General features: G+C 70.7%; 21 protein-coding genes. 7 read left to right on the forward strand and 14 right to left on the reverse strand.

Features of this window, described 5'->3' with window-relative positions; all coding sequences use genetic code 11:
• Positions 1-24: 24 nt before the first annotated feature.
• The 6 genes from DFR41_RS18980 to DFR41_RS19005 form a co-directional block, all read right to left on the reverse strand.
• Positions 25-447 (reverse strand): VOC family protein, encoded by a 423-nt coding sequence (locus DFR41_RS18980; protein WP_114803897.1) that lies wholly within the window; start codon positions 445-447, stop codon positions 25-27.
• The gene (locus DFR41_RS18985; RefSeq protein ID WP_170159423.1) at positions 444-2051 is read right to left on the reverse strand and encodes an FAD-dependent monooxygenase; all 1608 of its coding nucleotides are present in this window, start codon (positions 2049-2051) and stop codon (positions 444-446) included. Before DFR41_RS18985 ends, DFR41_RS18980 begins: the two co-directional genes overlap by 4 nt.
• Positions 2052-2097: 46 nt before the next feature.
• On the reverse strand, positions 2098-2886 hold the full coding sequence (locus tag DFR41_RS18990; protein ID WP_114803899.1) for an alpha/beta fold hydrolase: 789 nt from the start codon (positions 2884-2886) through the stop codon (positions 2098-2100).
• Positions 2887-2892: 6 nt separating this feature from the next.
• Positions 2893-3855: a Bug family tripartite tricarboxylate transporter substrate binding protein gene (locus DFR41_RS18995; protein WP_170159424.1), complete on the reverse strand. Its 963-nt coding sequence runs from the start codon at positions 3853-3855 to the stop codon at positions 2893-2895.
• Between the two features lie 135 nt (positions 3856-3990).
• Complete coding sequence (locus DFR41_RS19000; RefSeq protein WP_114803901.1) at positions 3991-4917, reverse strand: LysR family transcriptional regulator; 927 nt, start codon at positions 4915-4917, stop codon at positions 3991-3993.
• A gap of 66 nt (positions 4918-4983) precedes the next feature.
• On the reverse strand, positions 4984-5265 hold the full coding sequence (locus DFR41_RS19005) for a hypothetical protein (protein ID WP_114803902.1): 282 nt from the start codon (positions 5263-5265) through the stop codon (positions 4984-4986).
• Between the two features lie 282 nt (positions 5266-5547).
• On the opposite strand from DFR41_RS19005, the gene DFR41_RS19010 reads away from it, so the two are divergent.
• Complete coding sequence (locus tag DFR41_RS19010; protein ID WP_114803903.1) at positions 5548-5898, forward strand: hypothetical protein; 351 nt, start codon at positions 5548-5550, stop codon at positions 5896-5898.
• A 1-nt stretch (position 5899) separates the two neighbouring features.
• Here DFR41_RS19010 and DFR41_RS19015 read toward each other — a convergent pair whose 3' ends face one another.
• A complete protein-coding gene (locus DFR41_RS19015) occupies positions 5900-6256 on the reverse strand; it encodes a hypothetical protein (protein ID WP_147284396.1) in 357 nt (118 codons plus the stop codon).
• On the reverse strand, positions 6243-6416 hold the full coding sequence (locus tag DFR41_RS27765; protein ID WP_170159425.1) for a hypothetical protein: 174 nt from the start codon (positions 6414-6416) through the stop codon (positions 6243-6245). Before DFR41_RS27765 ends, DFR41_RS19015 begins: the two co-directional genes overlap by 14 nt.
• Before the next feature lie 367 nt (positions 6417-6783).
• On the opposite strand from DFR41_RS27765, the gene DFR41_RS19020 reads away from it, so the two are divergent.
• Positions 6784-7428 carry a response regulator gene (locus DFR41_RS19020; RefSeq protein WP_211322627.1) on the forward strand — a complete coding sequence of 215 codons (645 nt, stop codon included), beginning with the start codon at positions 6784-6786 and terminating at the stop codon, positions 7426-7428.
• Between the two features lie 47 nt (positions 7429-7475).
• Here the strand turns inward: DFR41_RS19020 and DFR41_RS19025 are convergent, their stop codons facing one another.
• Positions 7476-7745: a hypothetical protein gene (locus tag DFR41_RS19025; RefSeq protein ID WP_017759755.1), complete on the reverse strand. Its 270-nt coding sequence runs from the start codon at positions 7743-7745 to the stop codon at positions 7476-7478.
• Between the two features lie 190 nt (positions 7746-7935).
• Positions 7936-8571 carry a response regulator gene (locus DFR41_RS19030; RefSeq protein WP_114803992.1) on the reverse strand — a complete coding sequence of 212 codons (636 nt, stop codon included), beginning with the start codon at positions 8569-8571 and terminating at the stop codon, positions 7936-7938.
• A 345-nt stretch (positions 8572-8916) separates the two neighbouring features.
• Between DFR41_RS19030 and DFR41_RS19035 the strand changes: the two genes are divergently transcribed.
• The 3 genes from DFR41_RS19035 to DFR41_RS19045 all read left to right on the forward strand — a co-directional run bounded on the left by DFR41_RS19035 (position 8917) and on the right by DFR41_RS19045 (position 13136).
• Positions 8917-10326: a sigma-54-dependent transcriptional regulator gene (locus tag DFR41_RS19035; protein ID WP_017758139.1), complete on the forward strand. Its 1410-nt coding sequence runs from the start codon at positions 8917-8919 to the stop codon at positions 10324-10326.
• 56 nt (positions 10327-10382) lie between these two features.
• On the forward strand, positions 10383-12764 hold the full coding sequence (locus tag DFR41_RS19040) for a PAS domain S-box protein (RefSeq protein ID WP_114803906.1): 2382 nt from the start codon (positions 10383-10385) through the stop codon (positions 12762-12764).
• A gap of 126 nt (positions 12765-12890) precedes the next feature.
• Positions 12891-13136 (forward strand): hypothetical protein, encoded by a 246-nt coding sequence (locus DFR41_RS19045; protein WP_017759998.1) that lies wholly within the window; start codon positions 12891-12893, stop codon positions 13134-13136.
• Positions 13137-13182: 46 nt separating this feature from the next.
• Here the strand turns inward: DFR41_RS19045 and DFR41_RS19050 are convergent, their stop codons facing one another.
• Both DFR41_RS19050 and aptA read right to left on the reverse strand, forming a co-directional pair.
• Positions 13183-13527, reverse strand: a complete 345-nt coding sequence (locus DFR41_RS19050) for a hypothetical protein (protein WP_017759997.1) — start codon at positions 13525-13527, stop codon at positions 13183-13185.
• Between the two features lie 29 nt (positions 13528-13556).
• Positions 13557-14915: an omega-aminotransferase AptA gene (aptA, locus tag DFR41_RS19055; protein WP_114803907.1), complete on the reverse strand. Its 1359-nt coding sequence runs from the start codon at positions 14913-14915 to the stop codon at positions 13557-13559.
• Positions 14916-15148: 233 nt separating this feature from the next.
• Between aptA and DFR41_RS19060 the strand changes: the two genes are divergently transcribed.
• Positions 15149-16048, forward strand: coding sequence for a LysR family transcriptional regulator (locus DFR41_RS19060; protein WP_244917809.1), 900 nt, complete (start codon positions 15149-15151; stop codon positions 16046-16048).
• A gap of 53 nt (positions 16049-16101) precedes the next feature.
• Here the strand turns inward: DFR41_RS19060 and DFR41_RS19065 are convergent, their stop codons facing one another.
• Together DFR41_RS19065 and DFR41_RS19070 are read right to left on the reverse strand one after the other, a co-directional pair.
• On the reverse strand, positions 16102-17082 hold the full coding sequence (locus tag DFR41_RS19065; RefSeq protein ID WP_114803909.1) for a Bug family tripartite tricarboxylate transporter substrate binding protein: 981 nt from the start codon (positions 17080-17082) through the stop codon (positions 16102-16104).
• A 112-nt stretch (positions 17083-17194) separates the two neighbouring features.
• A complete protein-coding gene (locus tag DFR41_RS19070) occupies positions 17195-17986 on the reverse strand; it encodes a substrate-binding domain-containing protein (protein WP_114803993.1) in 792 nt (263 codons plus the stop codon).
• 85 nt (positions 17987-18071) lie between these two features.
• Between DFR41_RS19070 and DFR41_RS19075 the strand changes: the two genes are divergently transcribed.
• On the forward strand, positions 18072-19007 hold the full coding sequence (locus DFR41_RS19075; RefSeq protein ID WP_114803910.1) for a LysR family transcriptional regulator: 936 nt from the start codon (positions 18072-18074) through the stop codon (positions 19005-19007).
• Positions 19008-19034 lie beyond the last annotated feature (27 nt).

A 19034-nucleotide genomic window follows, 5' to 3' on the forward strand; every position in this document is an offset into this window, starting at 1 on the left:
CCCGCGCGAGGCCCGAGTGGAGGCTCACTGCGCGGGCCGTCGCCCTTCGTCGACCAGCGCCTCGCGACTGAGATCGAAGTTGAGTTCGACCTTCACGCCCAGCGGGTCTTCCACGAACACCTGATGCAGGTGGGTTCCGGCGAGGGGCGACTCGCTGAATGGTACCCGCGCCGCGTTCAGGGCCCGTCGCATGCGATGCAGGCCCTCGGCCTTGAGTGCGACATGGTCGAGCGCGCCGCCCGTGCGGGACGGCGTGCTGGAATGCAGCGCGTTGAGGTGGATGATGGCCTGGTCGCCGACATAGAGCCAATGGCCCGGATGCCGCAGCGCGGGCCGGAAGCCCTCCTTCAAGCCCAGTACGCGTGTGTAGAAGTCGAGCAGCACCGGCAGGTCGCCGGGCGCGCATCCCACCGTGAAGTGATGGAGGGCGGAAATCGCCGCACTCACGCCTGGCTCCCTTGGCCCTCACGGCACAGGGCCATGTCCAGGGCCCGTGTGAGTGCGGCCGACGGATCGTGTGCCCCACCCGTCGAGCGCCACGCTACGTAGCCATCGGGCCGTACCAGCACCGCGCCGTCCGGTGCCAGGCCGTAGCTGCGCAGAAAGCGCCCCTCCTCGTCCCGCAAGTGATGGCCGATGACGAAGCCGGCGATCGACGGATGCAAGCGCCCCGCCGCCTCTTGCCACGGCACGCCGTTCGGTCCGGTCAGCAGCACGAACTCGCGGCCGAACAGGTCGAGGGTCGACAGCGTTTGGCCGTCGCGTGTCAGGGGCACATGCGGGGCCCGGCAACCCGGCGCGGCGCTGGGCACGTACTGGAGCACGGGGTCGTCCACCTGCAGCCGGCTGCCGTCGTCGACTACCGCGGCGGACTGGTAGCGGGCACCGAAAATCAGGCCCACCTCGTTGAGGAACTCCTTGCGCGGGAGCACCGCCTCCTGCTGCCGGGCCGTGCGGCCCATGGACAGGGCATTGAGCAGGCTGGAATGGGTCACCGCCTGGCCCACGGGCCGGCGCTCAGCGTCGTAGGTGTCGAGCAGCGCCTCCCCCGCCTCGCCCTTGAGCACGGACGCCAGCTTCCAGGCGAGGTTCTGCGCATCCTGCACGCCGGTGTTGAGGCCGAAGCCGCCGGTCGGCGGCATCTCGTGCGCCGCATCGCCCGCCAGGAAGACGGCCCCCTGCCGGTAGTGCCGCGCCACGAGGGCCGAGGCCTTCCAGGCGCCAACGCCGAGCACTTCGACCGCCAAGTCGTCGCAACCCACAGCGCGACGGATGACCTCGGTGCAGAACGCGGGAGTGAACTGCTCGGGCGTGTAGCCGTAGTGCGACAGCGAGGTCACCAGAAAGCCCCAGCGGTCCGTGCCGTTGATGGTCATGAACGTGCCGCGCAGCTCGGGCTGCTCGATCAGGTACAGGCTGGCCGGCCGGTCGTCCACCCATCGCGTAAGGTCGACCCGGCAGTGGATGTTGACGCTGTCGTAGACATCGCGCTCGCCGTCGCGCTCGATGCCCAGCTGCCGGCGGATCGGGCTCTGCGCGCCGTCTGCGGCAATGAGGTAGCGCGCCGACACATCCTGCTCCTGTCCGGCCGAGTCGCGGATGCGCGCCACCACGCCCGCGTCGTGGCACTGCAGATCGACGAGGCCGGTGCCGAAGCGCACGCGCCCCGCACCGGCTGCCTCGGCCCGCTCGCGCAGCACCGGCTCCAGCATGTCCTGCGAGCAACCGCAGTTGCCGGTGACGGACAGCGCCTGGCTCGCGGCGCCGCGTGCGGGCTCCAGGCGCTTGATCTCCGCCCCGGCGAGGCTTTCGGCCCACATCACCATGTGGCCGAAACGCGGCGGCATGCCGGCACCGCGGATGGCGCGTTCCAGGCCGATCTGGCGGTACATCTCCATCGTGCGGGCATTGAGGGCGCGGGCCTTGGGCAGCACGGCCGTGCCCGGATGGCGCTCGACCAGCAGCGACGGCACGCCGAAGTGCGAGAGGTAGATGGATGCGGTCAGCCCCACGGGGCCGCCACCGACGATGAGAACGGGAACATCGATCATTGGGAAGAACTCCGGGCGCCGCATGGCGCGAAGCGGGTGGTTGGATTCATGTCTGCGCACCGCGGGTGAAGTCGATCACCAGCCGTGCGACTGCATCGGGGGCCTGGGCGACGCCCAGGTGTCCCACCTCGGGCAGGAGGGCCACGCGCGCGCCGGGGATGGACTGCGCCAGCGCCAGGCTCAGGCGCGATGGCACGAGTGCGTCCAAGGCGCCTGCGATCACCAGCGTGGGGGCGGCGATGTGGGACGGATCGAGCGCCGGCATGTCGCGAGCGGTCAGGAAGCGGCGCTCCGAGCGCGCCGAGCGCGGTGGCGCCGCGGCGAAGTGCATCCGTGCCTGCGGGTGCGCGGCCAGGTAGGCCGCGGGATAGAAATAGGCGGCAAGCTGCTCAGCCGTGGCGGGCAGGCCGGCGCGCAACTGCGCGGTGGCAGTGACCGCCTCCGGGTTCTCTGTCGACAGATCCACGGGCAAGGGCCATGTGCTGGACAGGACCAGGTGGTCGATCGCTGCCGGATGCCGCAACGCCAGCGTCTGTGCCACGCGGCCGCCCAGGGATGTGCCGAACACATGCGCTCTGGGGATGCCCAGCGCGGCCATCAGCGCCTGCGCGTCGTCGGCCAGGTCGGCCAGGGTCGCGGGGGCTTCGGGACTGTCGGTATCGCCGCAGTCGCGCTGGTCGTAGGTCAATACCGTGAAGTGCGGCTGCAGGTGCGCGCGGATGGTGGCGAACTGCCTCCGGCTGCCTTCCGCGCCATGCAGCATCAGCAGCACCGGACCGGTGCCGGCCAGCTCGAAGGCGGTGCGGGTGCCCCGCAGGGCCATGAACTCGGGCATCGTGATTCAGCCCATCTCGATGCCCAGCGGCGGCAGCAGGCGCCGGTAGCGGGCGATCTCGCCATCGCTGTAGGCCTTGAAGGCGTCTGGCCGCTGGCCATCGGGCTCGCCGCCGTTCTCGCGCAGGAAGGCAGCGAAGGCAGGCACTGCCAGCGCCTGGACGAAGGTGCGGTGCAGCCCCTCCAGCACGGGTGGCGGCAGGTGCGCTGGCGCCCAGACGCCGCTCCAGGCGGGAATGTCCTGCACTGTCATGCCCGCCTCCTCGAAGGTGCGCACGTCGGGCAGGGTGGTCGCGCGGGCTGAGCCCGAGATGCCCAGCGCCCGCAGCTGGCCGGCCTTGAGCTGCGGCCCCGCCACCGTGGGCGACAGGAAGGCGCAGTCCACGGTGCCGGCGATGAGGTCGGTGGTCGGCGTGCCCTTGAAGGGCACATGCAGCAGGTCCACGCCCACGCCGCGGCAGAACAGCACGCCGATGACATGGGTGGTATTGCCGACCCCCGACGAGCCGAAGCTGATCTGCCCTGGCCGGGCGCGCGCCGCCGCGACGAAGTCCTCCAGTCGCCGGTAGGGCGAGTTGCTGGGCACGATCAGCGCAAAGCCGGAAGAACGCAGCAGCCGGGTGACGGGCGTGAAGTCGGCGATGGGGTCGAAGGGCAGCTTCTTGACCAGCACCGCATTGGTGGTGAAGCCGCCTGTGGTGTAGAGCACCGTATTGCCGTCCGGCTTGGCCCGCGCCACTTCCAGCGCGCCCAGCACGCCGCCCGCGCCGCCCTTGTTGTCCACGATGACAGTGCGGCCGCTGCTGCGGTTGATGGTGTCGGCCAGGCTGCGGGCCGTGATGTCGGTGCCGCTGCCGGCGCTGAAGGGCACGACGATGCGCAAGGGGGCGGAAGTCTGTGCCCGCGCCAGGGGCGGGGCGAGCGAGGCGGCGGCGAGCACGCGCAGCAGCGCGCGACGGTCGATCGGCATGGTGTGTCTCCTGTCGGTTGGGGGGCCGGCGCATGCGAGGCGCCGACACGAGCGAAGACTAGGCGTGCCGCCACCGCGCGTCCAAACGCATCTTTTGATCGGAGCCATAAGGCGCCGGCATCGCGGCGCAGGAAGTCAGCCGGCGAGTTCGGCGTTCGGCCAGTGGCCCGCGCGTACGTGCGATTCGATGACGTTGCGCACCACCTGCATCACGCACTCCGTGGCGCGCGACGTGGGGCGGTCCATGGCACGGGCAATCACGCGGTGCAGGTAGAGCCCCTCGATGGGGACGGCACGAAGCCGCCCGGCGGCGATGTCCTCCTTCACCGCCGCCGCAAAGTGCGCCGTCAGGCCGACACCCGCCAGCACCAGACGGCGTGCGACCTCCGCGGTCTCGACTTCCACCCGGTGCGCGAGTTCGATCCGTGCCCGGGCAGCCGCAGCTTCGAGTTCGAGCCGGACGCCCGACTTCACGAGGCCCGTGAGCACGAGCGGCACGCCGGCCAGATCGCGCACGCGCAGGCGCGACCGCTGCAGCCGCGGGTCGTCGGCCGTGCCGATCAGGCAGATCTGTTCCTTGAGCAGCGGCGCCATGCTGACGTTACGACGCTCGACGGGCTCGATGAGCAGCGCGATGTCCACGTCGCCCTCCGCCAGCATGGCCTGCAGCGAAGGTGCAAAACCTTCGACGATGCGCAGTTGCACGTCGGGGTAGGGCGCCAGCACTGCAGTCGCGAGAAGCACGCCGAGTTGCTGTGCCAGACCAGGCGACAGCCCGATGGCCACGGGACCTCGGGGCTCGCGCTGGCGCGCCAGGAGATCGACCTTCATCTGCTCGGCATAGCGCAGCAGAAAGAGCGAGCGCTCCAGCAGAAGGTCGGCCTCTTCGGTGGGGGTGGCCCCGCGGGCATGGCGCTCGAAGAGCCGCACTCCCAGTTCCTCCTCGAGCAACTGGATCTGCCGGCTCAGCGCAGGCTGGGTGACATGCAGCATGCCGGCGGCCTTGCCATAGTTCTTCTGAGTTGCCAGGGCGACGAAGTAGCGCAGTTGCCGAAGGTCCATCCATCCATGCTAGTGGGCGCACCGCGACAGGTGCACGGGAGCAACCCGGCTGGCGACCCCGCATGTTCAGCGTCCCGGCGGCGCCTGACGGCCCTTGCGCGTCTTGCCGGGCCACGGCGGCGGCTCGGTGTTGGGGTTGGGGCGCATGGACTCGTGCAGGTTCCAGGGCGCCGAGTCGTCGTGCTCGGCGGCCTCTGCGTTCTGCCGCTTGTCCATCATGCGTTCGTGCGGCCCCGGCTTGACGGTGTCGCCGTCTGGATAGCTCTTCGCTGGCCCCAGGTTGCTGGCGGCGCCGTCGGTGGTGGGGCGGGTGCCTTCGCCGCTGTCGGTGATACGGGTGGTGCTCATCGGATGCTCCTGAAATGCCTGCGCGCGGGCGGCACCCAGGATGGGCACCGGCCTCGCAGCGCAGCAAGACTTCAGTCTTGCGCCACGCCGGCACCACGCCTGTAGGCGTGGGCGGAGGCGGCCGTGCGCCTGCCCGCCACAGCGGCAGGGCGCACAGGGCTCTGCGGCAATTCCTACCGCGCCGCCCTGGCGAGCACCGGAGCCTGATCCGCTTGTGTCGCCGCCTGAATCGCCTCGTTGTACAGAAGGGGTGAGGGCGGCAGGACCTTCAAGGACAACACCATGACCTCCAACGAAGACCGCCGCCGCGCTCCGCCGCAAGGTGTGGGCGAGGACCCCGTCCGGACGCTGGCCGACGGACGCCGGCCCGATGCCGCCACGCCGCCCCAGCAGATTCCCATGCCGACGCCGCCGGTCGTCGGCGATGCGCGGCATCCGCCCACCACCCAGCTCGACCAGGACACGTCCCCTGCCGGTGATCGCGGCGATGGCGGGCACCGGCATGCCGAAGACCTGCGCCAGGTGAGCGGCGTACCCGACTTCGAGGGGCCGACGCCGAGCGAAGAGCGCAACGAGCCTGCCACCGAGCCGGTGGTCGAGCCGCCCTCGCGCCACAGTGCGCGGGGCCGCTGATTCAGGGCTTCGCGCCAGGCCGAGGCGCCTGATTTGTCTCCGTCGTCCGGTTGCGGGAGCCGGCCGCACGCTGGCCGCCCAGCCCGCCGGGCTGTCCCACGCCGATCTCCCGGCCATGGCCACTGCTGGCTTCGGGGTGGTAGGGGTTGGTCCGCCGGCCTTCGTCGCCCCGCGTGGGCGCGGCCGACTGAGGCGCGCGGCTCGCGGGCGGGGGCACGGCCCGTCCCGTGGTGCCCGGCGTCTCGCTGCCCTGGGGATTGCCCCGCGGGTTGCCGGAACTCTGCGCTGCGGCCGGCAGGCCGAGCGCCATCGCGCTGGTGACGACCGCTGCCGCGGCCCATCGTTCAATGGATGCCACGGCCTTGACGCTGCTGCTTCTGCTTGCTGCTGCCGGCATGGTCTTCACGGTCATGGCGGCTTTCGGGCGTGCGGCGGCCTTCGTTGCGGGGTGTCGCCGGCTGCTTGCCTGGCGCGTTGTGCTCGGTGTGGCCGGGTCGGCTGTTCTGTGAGTTCGACATGGAATGCTCCTGGGTTGAGACCGTTCCCTTGCGATGCACACCGGCGCGGCATGCGGCTGCGAGGACCGGCCAAGCCAGACTAGGGGGCGCGAGGCGGCGTCCTGTCGGACGAGGAGGGGGACGGTGTCGGAGGGCACGGCCACGGCGGTCGCCGCGTCTGGAAACGCTTGCGGCAACAGTTGCCGCAAGCGTCGCGGGGCGTCGGTGACAGCGCCGCGTCCGCGTGGCTAATGCCGCCAACTTCGCGCTTCGTCGCCCAACGACCCAGGCGCCGACGGGCACGGGAGTTGCCAGTACTTCCCGCATGCAGAGCACCCTTCATGCGGCCTCCGCGCCCACCCTCGGTTTTTCTCCGTCCTCCCGTTCCATGCGCGGCCCGCTGCCGATCCGCCTTGGCGTCGTGGATGACCACCCGGTCGTGCGCAATGGCCTCAAGGCGCTGTTCGGTGCGGAGCGCGATCTGGAGATGGTGTGGGAATGCGATCGGGCTCGCGGCCTGGCGCGCGAGCTGATCGCGCAGCAGCTCGATGTGCTGGTGCTGGATCTGGTGATCCCGGGCTCCAACGTGCTCGACGAGGTCGTGCGGCTGCGCATGCAGGCGCCCGATGTGGGCCTGGTGGTCTACACGGGCTTTGCCGCCGAGCAGTACGCCTGCACCCTGGTGCGCGAGGGCGTGCGCGCCCTGGTGGACAAGGAAAGCGATCCCACCGAACTGCTGCACGCCGTGCGCGCGGTGGCGCGGGGCGAGCGCTATATGTCGCCCACCATGGCCAACCTGCTGCTGGAGCATTGCGTGCCAGCGGACGGCCGCCGTGCCGAGCCGCTCACGCGGCGCGAACTGCAGGTGCTGCTCAAGCTGGCCCAGGGCTGCGATCTGCAGCAGGCCGCGTCCTCGCTGTGCCTGTCGGTCAAGACGGTGGGCGGCTACCGCACGCGCATCCTGGAGAAGCTGGGGCTGCGCTCCAATGGTGAGATGACGCTGTATGCGATCCGGCACCAGCTGATGGAGTGAGGCGGCACTCGGATGCGGCTCGACCCGCCCGGTAAGCCGCGTGCCGATCAGGCCGGTGGCTCGCCGCCCCCGTGGGCCAGCGCGGCGAGCCGCGCGCGGAAGGCCGCGAACAACTCGTTGAGCTTGCGCACCTGCCGGCCAATCACGCCGCGGGCCTCTTCCTGCAATGCCGGATCGTCGGTGGCGCCCAGCAACTCGGTCGCGGCCGCCATGGCGCTCAGCGGCGAGCGCGCATCATGGTCGAACTCGCGCAGCAGCGCCTGCTCCGGCGACTCCGGCGGCGCAGGCGCGGTGGATGGCGTGGGGCGGGTGGTCATGTCAATCTTCCATGGCGCTGTGTGCCACCCGCCTCGCATGAAGCTGGCGCGGCGACACTGATCGGATGGCCGCGGAGCAGGCCAAGCCAGGGCACCCACGGAACTGGCTTCGCCAGGCCGTGGGGTGCGCCCCCCTCCAAGCCGAAGGCGCAAGAGAGGGGGGAGCCGCGAAGCGGCATGGGGGGTGTTTTCACCTCAACAGCCGACGCTTGGTCGCGTAGTAGGTCAACTCGCTGTTCGAGTGGAGGTCCATCTTGGCCATGATGCGGGCCTTGTGCGTGCTGATCGTCTTGGCCGACACGCACAGGGCGTCGGCGATATGGGCCGGGCTGTCGCCCTGCGCCAGCTTCAGGAAGATCTGGAACTCGCGCGGCGTGAGCGCCTGGTGGGGCGCCGCCTCGCTGATCTGGGTGCTGGAGCGCTGGGCCAGCACGCCCGCCATGTCCGAGGTGATGTAGCGCCGGCCGGCGTGTAGCGCGCGGATGGCGGCCAGCACCTCGGAAGGGTCGCAGTCCTTGCCCAGGTAGGCCCGGGCGCCGTCGCGCAGCAGCGCGGGGCCATAGTGCTCGGCAGGGTAGCCGGTATAGACCATCACGGCCACTCCGGAGGCGCGTTCGCGCAGGGTGGTCATGAGGTCCAGCGCGCTGTAGCCCGGCATCATCAGGTCCATGATCAGCACGTGGGGGCGCACGTCCAGCGCAAGCGCGCGCGTCTCGCGGCCGTCGCTCGCCTCGCCCACCACGGTCATGTCGTCGCAGGAGGACAGGAGGGCCCGCAAACCAGAGCGCACCACCGGATGGTCGTCGGCAATGCCGACCCGGATCACGCGGGTGCTCCCACGCGGCGCGGCCACCGCGCAGGTGCGCAGGGGGTGCCGGGCGAAAAGGCAGAGGGTGGAAAGGGGGGGCCGAAATCGGTGGTTCTAAAAAGTCTCACCCCCGGACAGCGCAACGGATGTGCCACGCTGGAATGGCGTTTATTTGATAAAAAAGTATTAGTTTCTGCGGGATTCGTGGGATGAGCCGGCAGTCCTTGCCGCAATTTCTGCATCCGTCCGACAGCGCGGCGCCGCGGGCTGCGGTAGCGTCCAACCCTGCGCGCAGGAGTCCGCGTCGCATCGCCCGCGCGGGGCCGCCGGGCCGCCGCCAGAAAAGCACATCCGAGGAGTGGAATGGGACGAGCACTGATCGTCGAGGACGATGAGGACGTGGCACGCATGCTGGCGGCCCTGGTGGCGCGCGAAGGTCATCGTGTCTCCACCTGCGGCACGCTGGCCGATGCGCGGCGTGCGCTGGCGGTCTCGCCACCTGACCTCATGCTGCTGGACGTGCACCTGCCCGACGGCAGCGGCTTCGAGTTGCTCGAAGCGGCCCAGGCCAGCACCCATGACATCGAGGTGGTGCTGATCACCGGGCAGGCGAGCCTGGAGACCTCGATCCGGGCACTGCGCCTGGGTGCGGCCGATTACCTCGTCAAGCCCGTGCAGGCGCAGCAGCTGCGGCACCTGTTGTCGCGGCTGATGCGGCCCTCGCGGCTGCGGGCCGAGGTGGCAGAGCTGACCGAGACCTGGCGCGAGACCGGCCGCTTCGGCGCGCTGATCGGACGTTCCGAGCCCATGCAGAGCGTCTACCTGCAGATCGCGCGTGTCGCGGGCTCGGCGGCGACGGTGTTCATCCAGGGCGAGAGCGGCACCGGCAAGGAGCTGGTGGCGCGCGCCGTGCACGACCTGAGCCGCCGCCGCGAGCAGTCCTTCCTGGCCGTCAACTGCGGCGCGCTGTCGCCGCACCTGATCGAGAGCGAGATCTTCGGCCACGAGCGCGGCGCCTTCACCGGGGCCGAGCGCCAGCACCGCGGCTTCTTCGAGCGGGCGCACGGGGGCACGCTGTTCCTCGATGAGGTCACCGAGATGCCGGCCGAGCTGCAGGTCAAGCTGCTGCGGGTGCTGGAGTCGGGCACCTTCATGCGGGTGGGCTCCACCGAGCTGCAGCAGACCGACGTGCGCATCATCGCGGCCACCAACCGTGATCCGCATGCGGCCGTGCGCGCCGGCGTGCTGCGCGAGGACCTGCTCTACCGCCTCAACGTCTTTCCCATCATCCTGCCGCCGCTACGCGCCCGCGGCGACGACGTGGAACTGCTGGCCCTGCACTTCGCGCAGCAGCTGCGGGTGCAGGAGGGCCTGGGCCGCCGCTTCACCCCCGAGGCCCTGCGCAAGCTGCGCGCCTACCACTGGCCCGGCAACGTGCGCCAGCTGCGCAATGCCGTGCAGCGCGCCTGGGTGATGAGCGTGGACGGCTGGATGTCCGACGAATGGATGCCGCCCGGCGCAGCCGACTCCTCCGCCGAGCTGGCGGCGGCCTCGGCACCCATGCCGCTGGAGCCCCTGGCGCCTGCGCCGGGGCAGACGCCAGCGGCGCCAGGCTGGATCTCTGTGCCGGTGGGCACCTCGCTGGCCGAGATCGAGCGCCAGGCCATCGTGGCCACGTACCTGCACTGCGACCGCCACAAGGAGCGCGCCGCGGCGGTCCTGGGGATCAGCCTGAAGACGCTCTACAACCGCCTCAAGGCTTACAGCCTCTGAGCCGGCATGGCGGCAGGCTTGGCGGGCCCGCCCCACCATCCACCGAGAGGAACCGCATGGACGACCCTGCCCGCTCCCACGCCCCTCCGCCCGGCCCTCCTGGCCCGGCCGCTGCCACCGGCTCGGCCGATGCGGCCGCCGCCGGCCAGCGCGTGCGCGAGCTGGAGCACGAGATCGAGGCCCTGCAGCAGAGCCATGGCCAACTGCTCAACCTGCTCGACGCCACCGCCATCGCCACCGTCTTCCTCGACCGCGAGCTGCGCGTCGTGCGCTATACGCCGGCGGCCTGCGCCCTGTTCCGCTTCATTCCCGGCGACCTGGGCCGGCCGCTGTCCGACCTGGCGACGCCGCTGCGCTATGCCGGCCTGATGGACGACGCCGGCCGTGTGCTTCGGCACTTGACGGCCGTGGAACGCGAGGTAGAGGCCGGCCCCGGCACCTGGTACCTGGCCCGCGTGCTGCCGCACCGCACCGGCGATGGCCAGGTGGCCGGCGTGGTGCTGACCTTCGTCGACATCAGCGAGCTGCGGCTGGCGCAGCGGGCCCTGCGCGAATCCGAGGCGCGCTTCGGCGCCATCGTCAACCAGGCCTCGGTGGGCGTGTTGCAGACCGACGAGGCGGGCCGCATCTTCTTCGTCAACCGCCACTACGCCCGCATGCTGGGCTACGAGGAAGGCGAGCTCGTCGGCAGCCTGCTGATGGACCTGATCCACCCCGACGACCGCGCCGCCAGCATGGAGCGCACCGAGCGGCTGCTGCGCGACCGCCAGCCCTTCCAGATCGAGAAGCGCTGCCTGCGCAAGGACGGCTCGGTGCTGTGGATGCACAACAGCGTGGGCCTGCTCGAAGCCCTGGGCGACGCCGCGCCTTCGCTGGTGGTCGTCAGCACCGACATCGGCGAGCGCCGCCGTGCCGAGGACGCCTTGCGCGCCAGCGAGGAGCGGCTGCGCCTGATCGTGGAGAACGCGGTGGAGTACGCGATCTTCTCCACCGACCTGCAGGGCCGCATCACCGGCTGGAACACCGGCGCCGAACGTCTGCTGGGCTATTCGGAACCCGAGGTCGCCGGTCGCTTCGCCGACCTGGTCTTCACCGAGGAGGACCGCGCCTCGGGCGCGCCGCGGCTGGAACTGCAGGCCGCGCTGCGCGAAGGCCATGCCATGGACGACCGGTGGCATGTGCGCAAGGACGGCTCGCGCTTCTGGGCCAGCGGCGCACTCATGCCCATGCGCGGACCCGATGGCCTGGTGGGCTTCGTCAAGATCCTGCGCGATCAGAGCCAGCAGCGCGCGGCCCAGCAGGCGTTGGAGGCGGCCAATCGAAGCAAGGACCGCTTCCTCGCGGTGCTGTCGCACGAGCTGCGCAACCCGCTCGCGTCCATCCATGCCGCCGGCACGGCGTTGGCCGAAGCGGATCTGCCGACGCAGGAGCGCAGCCGCGCCATCGACATCGTGCGGCGCCAGACGCAGACCATGAAGGTGCTGCTCGACGACCTGCTGGATGTCTCCAGCCTGCGCCTGGGCCGCATGAACCTGCGCAAGCGCTGGGTGCCGGTGCGCGTGCTGGTGGAGGCCGCGCTGGAGGCGACGCGCCATGGCCTGGACGAGGCGGCCCATGCGCTGGCGGTGTCGGTGCCCGAGCCCGATCTGCAGCTCTTCGTCGACCCCGTGCGCATGAGCCAGGTGCTGTCGAACCTGCTGACCAACGCGGTCAAGTACACGCCCGACGGCGGCCGCATCGCGCTCGATGTCGCGCAGCAGGGCTCGGACATCGTCTTCGGCGTCAGCGACAACGGCATCGGCATGGAGGCCGGCGTGGTCGAGTCGATGTTCGAGATGTTCGCGCGGCGGCCTTCGGAGTTGCGCCCCGGCGCCGGCGGTCTCGGCATCGGCCTGGCGCTGGTGCGCAGCATCGTGGAGCTGCACGGCGGGCGCGTCAGCGGCGAAAGCACGGGCCCAGGCAAGGGCTCGCGCTTCATCGTGGCCGTGCCCATCGACGGGCTGCCCGGCGAGGTGCGGCCCGATCCGCAGCCGCCTGCCTCACCCGCGGACGACGCCGCCGCGGCGCGCCTGCCGCGGGTCCTGCTGGTGGACGACAACGCCGACGCGGTCTGGCCCATCGCGCGGCTGCTGGGGCTGCGGGGCTTCGAAGCGCAGGTGGCGCTGTCGGGCCGCGAGGCGCTGACCCAGGTGGTCCATGCGCCGCCCGACGTGCTGGTGCTGGACATCGGCATGCCCTCGCCCGACGGCTACGAGGTAGCGCGGGCGGTCAAGGCCATGCCCGACGCGCAGGACGTGCGGCTGATCGCCGCCACCGGCTGGGGGCAGCCGGACGATGTGGAACGCACGCGCCGAGCGGGCTTCGATGCCCACCTGGTCAAGCCGCTGGACCTCGACGAACTCGTGACGGCGCTGCGGCGGCTGTGCGCCGGCACCTGAGCCGCCCGGCACCTGCGGCGCGCGGCCGACAAGGGCGGCTGTTGCGCGCCGACGCGGTGCGCGGGTCTGCGCACGCAGGATGGGTGTCCTGGCCGCCTATGCTGCGGACCGCAAGGAAACACTCGGATGGATTGGATCGGCCTGCTTCAATGGCCCGCGTTCGCGGCCTCGGTGATCTCGGCCTGGCTCGTGGCCTCGAACGACAAGCGTCGGCGCAACACCGGCTTCTGGATCTTCCTGGCCAGCAACCTGATGTGGGGAGCCTGGGGCCTGCACACGCAGGCCTGGGCCCTCATCGCGCTCCAGCTGTGCCTGGCCGTGATGAACGTGCGCGGCCTGCGCAAGACCGAGACGGGCGACAAGGGAGATTGAGCGGCCGGGGGGCGAGGGCGGTGGTGGCCTGGCCCGTCCGGCCCGTTCAGCGCGAAGGCGCGGCGGAGGCCTCGATGAACTGCAGTTCGACAGCCGGTTCGCCGGGCCGCACGCCCAGCGACTGGTTGGCGGCCTCCTGGGCGCAGAGCAGGACGTCGATGGCCAGGTCCTCGGCCTCGCTGAGCGGGCAGTCGCCGGTGGCGCCCGATTGCTCCCAGTCGGCCAGCTTTTCCATGGCCTGCCAAGCGAACTGCGGCGCCACCCGTGTCACACGAAAGATGTCATGTGCTGCCTCCAGCGCCGTGCTGTGCTGTGCCAGCGTGCCGTCGGGCACGAGGACCTGCATCATCACGGCGGGGCGGGTGGCGGCGGCAGTGCTTCGGGCGTCCATCCCCGTATTGAAGCACGAGCGGCTGAACGTCAGGCGACTTCCTGCAGCGCCTCGCCCACGGCGTTGATCAGGCGGTCGATCTCGGCACGCTCGGTGATGAAGGGCGGGGCCAGCTGGATGGTGTCGGCGCCGTAGCGCACGTAGAAGCCCTTCTTCCAGCAGGCCATGGCGATTTCATAGGGCCGCTTGGCCGGCTCGCCGGGCACCGGTGCGATGGTGATGCCCGCGGCCAGACCGAAGTTGCGGATGTCGGCCACATGCTTCGCGCCCTTGAGGCTATGGACGGCGGTCTCGAAGTAGGGGGCCAGCGCCTTCACGCGGCCCGGGCCGTCCTCGGCGATCAGCAGGTCCAGCGCGGCGATGCCGGCGGCGCAGGCCACCGGATGGGCCGAGTAGGTGTAGCCATGCGGGAACTCGACCAGGTAGTCGGGGCCGCCGGCCGCCATGAAGGTGTCGTAGATCTCCTTGGTGGCCACCACGCCGCCCAGCGGCTGCACGCCGTTGGTGACCTGCTTGGCGAAGTTCAGGATGTCGGGCGTCACGCCGAAGGCCTCGGCACCCGTCATGGCGCCGGCGCGGCCGAAGCCGGTGATGACCTCGTCGAAGATCAGCAGGATGTTGTTCTGGGTGCAGATCTCGCGCAGGCGCTGCAGGTAGCCCACCGGCGGGATCACCACGCCGGCCGAGCCGGAGAAGGGCTCGACGATCACGGCGGCGATGTTCGACGCGTCGTGCAGGGCGATCACGTCCAGCAGGCGGTTGGCCAGCTCCACGCCGCCCACTTCGGGCATGCCCTTGGCGAAAGTGCCCATGGCGGGCTGCGTGTGGGGCAGGTGGTCGGCCTCGACGCCCTGGCCGAAGGTCTTGCGGTTGCCGCCGATGCCGCCGACGGAGATGCCGCCGAAGTTGACGCCGTGGTAGCCCTTCTCGCGGCCGATCAGGCGCGTCTTGGTGCCCTGGCCCTTGGCGCGCCAGTAGGCGCGGGCCAGCTTGAGCGAGGTGTCGGCCGACTCGGAGCCCGAGTCGGTGAAGAAGACATAGTCCAGGCCCTGGGGCATCAGGTCCTTGACCTTGTTGGCCAGTTCGAAGGAGAGCGGATGCGCGAACTGGAAGGCCGGCGAATAGTCCAGCGTGGCCACCTGGCGGGCCACGGCCTCGCTGATCTCGTTGCGGCAGTGGCCGAGGCCCGTGCACCACAGGCCCGACAGGCCGTCGAAGATCTTGCGGCCATCGGCGTCGGTGAAGTAGGCGCCCTTGCCGCTCACGATGATGCGCGGGTCGGCCTTGAACTGGCGGTTGCCGGTGAAGGGCATCCAGTGGGCTTCGAGCCAGGCGGCGTCGGTGCGCACGGTGGGGGCCGGGGCGGGGGAGGCGAGGGTGGAGCTCATGGCTGCGGTTGGAAAAGTCCGGGGATGGGCGTGATTGTGGCGATGCCGATACTGGCGAAAATGGACATTCATCACTGTTCACTTGACGATCCATGCAAGCAAGAAAGTCGCGTGCCGCCGCTCCCGCTGCATCGCCGCCGACCGTGAGCAAGGTCAAGCCGAGGCCGGCAGCCGCGCCCGCTGCCGACGAGGCAAGGCCGCGCGGGCGGGCCGTCCTCGGCCAGGTCAGCGACATGGACCTGCGCCTGCTTCGCGTGTTCAAGGCAGTGGTCGACTGCGGCGGCATGACGGCGGCCGAGCTGGAGCTGAACATCGGCACCTCCACCGTCAGCCGCCATGTGAAGGACCTGGAAACGCGCCTGGGCCTGACGCTGTGCCGGCGCGGGCGCACCGGCTTCGCCCTCACGCCCGAAGGGCAGAAGGTCTACGAGCAGACGCTGGGCCTGCTGGCCGCGGTGGACACCTTCCGCGGCGGCATCGACGAGATCCACGGCCGCATGGGCGGCGAGCTGGAGGTGGCGCTGTTCGACAAGACGGCCAGCAACCCGCAGGCCCGCATCGGCGAGGCGATGGCACTCTTTGCGGAACGTGCGCCCAGCGTCTCTCTGAATGTCCATGTGAGCTCGCTCAACGCCATCGAGCGCGGCGTGATCGATGGCCGCTTCCATGTGGGGGTGGTGCCTGCGCACCGGGCCTCGCAGAGCCTGGCCTATGCCGACCTGTTCGGCGAGACCATGCAGCTCTATGCCGGTCGCGGCCATCCTCTGTTCGAGGCCGACACCGACGCGCTGGACTGGGCCGACCTGCGCCGCCATGCCTTCGCCGGGCTGGGCTACCACTCGCCCAACATGGAGCTGAGCCACCGCGCGCGCCTGACGCGCCGGGCCACGGGCTACGACCAGGAGGCGATCGCGCTGCTGCTGCTGTCCGGGCGCTACCTGGGCTTCCTGCCCGACCACTATGCGGCCAGCTTCGAGCGCGAGGGCCGGCTGCGGCCGCTGGCGCCGCAGCGCCTGGTCTACGACTGCCGCTTCGTCGGCGTGTGGCGCCGCTCGCCGCAGCCGGCGCGGGCCACCGCGCTGTTCGCGCAATGCCTGCAGGAGGCGCACGCGACAGCGGCGTCGCCCCAATGAAAAAGCCGGCCAGGGCCGGCTTGCGCAGGAGTGCGGGACGTGCCCGCCAATCCTTATTCGGGCTTGACGCCCGCGCTGCGCAGGCTGTCGCCCCAGCGCTGGGTCTCGCGCTGCACGAAGCTGCGCACTTCGGCCGGCGTCATGTTGCCGGCCGTCACGCCCTGCTCGGCGAAGCGCGTCTTGACCTCGGGGTTGGCCAGCGCGGTGCGCAGTTCCTTCTGCATGCGCTCCTGCACGGCGGCGGGCGTGTTGTGCGGGGCCATGAGCGCGAACCAGGTCGTCATCTCGTAGCCCGGCACGCCGGCTTCGGCCAGGGGCGGCAGGTTGGGGAAGATGGGCGAACGGGTGGCCGAGGTCACGGCCAGGGCGCGCACCTTGTTCGCCTTGATGTGGGGGGAGGCCGAGGGGCTGGTCTCCAGCGCCATCTGGATGTTGCCGGCCAGCAGGTCGGCCATCATGGGTGCGCCGCCCTTGTAGGGCACGTGCGTGATGTCGGTCTTGGTGATGGCGCGGAACAGCTCGCCGGCCAGGTGCTCGGTGCTGCCGGGGCCGGCCGAGCCGTAGTTGAGCTTGCCCGGGTTGGCCTTGGCATAGGCGATCAGCTCGGGCACGGTCTTGGCCGGCACCGACGGGTTGACGATCAGCACGTTGGGCGTGGTGCCGATCAGGCCGATGGGGTCGAAGTCGCGGCCGAAGTCGTAGGGCAGGCTCTTGTACAGCGCCGGTGCCACCGCATGGGCGATGGCGGCCATCAGGAAGGTGTTGCCGTCCGGCGTGGCGCGGGCAGCGATGCCGGCGCCCAGGGTGCCGCCGGCACCGCCGCGGTTGTCCACCACCACCGGCACGCCCAGCTGGGTCGACAGCTTCTGGCCCACGATGCGCGCCAGGATGTCGTTGGTGCCGCCGGCCGCGAAAGGCACGATGAGGGTGATCGGCTTGGAAGGCCAGTCGGCCGCCGCGGCGATGCCGGCAGCGCCGGTGAGGGTGGAAAAGGCCAGGGCGCTCAGCACGGCGCGGCGGGAGATCGATCGCATGGTCGGCGGGTCCGGAAAAGGAGGGAGAGAGGAAAGAAAAAAGCGCCGGCGCGGGCATGCGCGGCGCGGGTCCGACCACCGGAAGCGGCGGCCGGCCACCGGGGGCGCCCGCTCAGCGCGTGCCGCCCTTGGTCATCGGCACCAGGCCGGTCGAGCGGATGACCTCCGCGTTCTCGGGCGTGGCCAGGAAGCGCAGGAAGCGCGTGGCTTCGTCGCGGCGCGGGCTGCTGGCGACGACGGCAGCGGAGAACTCGGTCACGTACTGCACGTCGGCGGGCAGGTCGCCCACGATGTCGATGCCATGCACCGGCAGCAATTCGCTGCGCTGCTGGCAGCCGAAGTCGGCCTCCTTGGACGCGATGATCTCGCCCACCGGCGTGGCGGGGATCTTGCGGCCCTTGCCGCGCATCTGCTCGGCGATGCCCAGCTTGGACAGCATCTCGCGCTCGATGTATTCGCCGCTGGCGCTGTCCGACCAGGCCACCGAACGGGCATTCAGCAGCGTCTGGCGCAGCTTGTCGACGGTGCCGATGTCGGGGCGCGGCGCACCTTGCGGCACGGCGCAGGCGATAGTGGAGTCGGCCAGCACGACCTTGGAGCCCGGCACCAGCTGGCCGGTGGCCATCAGCTTGTCGAGCGCATCGCCGACCATGATGACCACATCGATGGGCTCCTTGCGGTCCAGGCGCTGGGGAATGGCGTTCTTGGTGGCGCCCATCGACGGGCCCCACTGCGAGTTGACCTCATGGTCGGGCTGCTTCTGCCACTCGGCCACCAGCTTCTTGTAGGCCGCCGCGAAGCCGCCGGAGGAGACGACGGTCAGGGGTTCGGCCAGGGCGGTGCCGGTGAAGGCGAGGAAGAGGGCGGCGCAGGCGAAGCTTCGCTTCAGGCTTGTCTCGGTCATGTTCTTGGAGGATGGGTTGAAACCGGCCCGCATCGTCGGCGTCCCGCGTTGTTGCGACAAGTGCAACGTTCAATACACTTGTTGCGTGCCACGCATCAATTTCGATCTCCAGCAGCTGCAGGCCTTCGTGGCGGTCGCGGACCGCAGCGGCTTCCGGGCGGCGGCGGAAGACCTTCACCTCTCGCCGGCCGCGCTCAGCCGCCGCGTGGACCGGCTGGAACAGCTGCTCGGCGCACGCCTCTTCGAGCGCACCACGCGTGACGTGCGATTGACGCGGGTGGGCGAGTCCTTCCTGTCGCGGGCGCGCCTGGCGCTCGACGACCTGGAGGCCGCGGTGCTCGGCGTGCACGAGATCGCCGCGCGTCATGCGGGACGCATCTCCATCGCCTGCGTGCCCACCGTGGCGACGGCGCGCATGCCGCAGCTGATCGAGGGCTTCAGCCGCCGGCTGCCGCAGGTGCGGGTGCGGCTGATGGATGGCGGCATGGACGAGGTGGCGGCCGCCGTGCGCACGGGCGAGGCCGACCTGGGCCTGGGTTTCAGTGGTGTGACCGACCCGGCGCTGAACTTCGAGCCCCTGCTGGAAGAGCGCTATGTGCTCGCCGTGCGCCGCGACCATCCGCTGGCGCGCAAGCGCTCGCCGAGCCTGGCGATGTTCGCCGGCGAGCGCTGGGTGGCGGTGGCGCGCACCAGCGGCAACCGACGCCTGATCGATGCGGGCCTGGGATCGGACCAGCGTCCGCCGCCGGCCTGGCTGGAGGTCGGCCATGTGAGTGCGCTGCTTGCGATGGTGGAGGCGGGCCTGGGCATCGGACTGGTGCCCGAGCTGGCACTGCACCCGCGCCACACGACGCTCAAAGGCCTGCGCCTGACGGATGTGCCGCTGACGCGGCGCATGGGCGCACTGACGCTGGCCGGTGCCACGCCGTCGCCGCTGGCGCAGCGCTTCCTGGCGCATCTGCGCAGCGCCTGGCGCGAGATTCCACAGGCCGCCAAGGCCGCCGACGCGGCATCCGGTTGATCCAACTCAAACAGGCGGCGAAAGCCG

It is taken from the genome of Pseudacidovorax intermedius (genome assembly GCF_003350475.1).
Lineage (GTDB): Bacteria > Pseudomonadota > Gammaproteobacteria > Burkholderiales > Burkholderiaceae_C > Xenophilus > Xenophilus intermedius.

What these genes read in the sequence shown, in the direction of transcription:
- DFR41_RS19010 (WP_114803903.1), top strand. Translation starts at nt 5,548, where the DNA reads ATGACCTCCAACGAAGACCGCCGCCGCGCTCCGCCGCAAGGTGTGGGC.
- DFR41_RS19025 (WP_017759755.1), bottom strand. Translation starts at nt 7,745, where the DNA reads ATGACCACCCGCCCCACGCCATCCACCGCGCCTGCGCCGCCGGAGTCG.
- DFR41_RS18995 (WP_170159424.1), bottom strand. Translation starts at nt 3,855, where the DNA reads ATGCCGATCGACCGTCGCGCGCTGCTGCGCGTGCTCGCCGCCGCCTCG.
- DFR41_RS18985 (WP_170159423.1), bottom strand. Translation starts at nt 2,051, where the DNA reads ATGATCGATGTTCCCGTTCTCATCGTCGGTGGCGGCCCCGTGGGGCTG.
- DFR41_RS19000 (WP_114803901.1), bottom strand. Translation starts at nt 4,917, where the DNA reads ATGGACCTTCGGCAACTGCGCTACTTCGTCGCCCTGGCAACTCAGAAG.
- DFR41_RS19040 (WP_114803906.1), top strand. Translation starts at nt 10,383, where the DNA reads ATGGACGACCCTGCCCGCTCCCACGCCCCTCCGCCCGGCCCTCCTGGC.
- DFR41_RS19060 (WP_244917809.1), top strand. Translation starts at nt 15,149, where the DNA reads ATGGACCTGCGCCTGCTTCGCGTGTTCAAGGCAGTGGTCGACTGCGGC.
- DFR41_RS18990 (WP_114803899.1), bottom strand. Translation starts at nt 2,886, where the DNA reads ATGCCCGAGTTCATGGCCCTGCGGGGCACCCGCACCGCCTTCGAGCTG.
- DFR41_RS19035 (WP_017758139.1), top strand. Translation starts at nt 8,917, where the DNA reads ATGGGACGAGCACTGATCGTCGAGGACGATGAGGACGTGGCACGCATG.
- DFR41_RS27765 (WP_170159425.1), bottom strand. Translation starts at nt 6,416, where the DNA reads ATGTCGAACTCACAGAACAGCCGACCCGGCCACACCGAGCACAACGCG.
- aptA (WP_114803907.1), bottom strand. Translation starts at nt 14,915, where the DNA reads ATGAGCTCCACCCTCGCCTCCCCCGCCCCGGCCCCCACCGTGCGCACC.
- DFR41_RS19020 (WP_211322627.1), top strand. Translation starts at nt 6,784, where the DNA reads ATGCGCGGCCCGCTGCCGATCCGCCTTGGCGTCGTGGATGACCACCCG.
- DFR41_RS19005 (WP_114803902.1), bottom strand. Translation starts at nt 5,265, where the DNA reads ATGAGCACCACCCGTATCACCGACAGCGGCGAAGGCACCCGCCCCACC.
- DFR41_RS19070 (WP_114803993.1), bottom strand. Translation starts at nt 17,986, where the DNA reads ATGACCGAGACAAGCCTGAAGCGAAGCTTCGCCTGCGCCGCCCTCTTC.
- DFR41_RS19045 (WP_017759998.1), top strand. Translation starts at nt 12,891, where the DNA reads ATGGATTGGATCGGCCTGCTTCAATGGCCCGCGTTCGCGGCCTCGGTG.
- DFR41_RS19065 (WP_114803909.1), bottom strand. Translation starts at nt 17,082, where the DNA reads ATGCGATCGATCTCCCGCCGCGCCGTGCTGAGCGCCCTGGCCTTTTCC.
- DFR41_RS19050 (WP_017759997.1), bottom strand. Translation starts at nt 13,527, where the DNA reads ATGGACGCCCGAAGCACTGCCGCCGCCACCCGCCCCGCCGTGATGATG.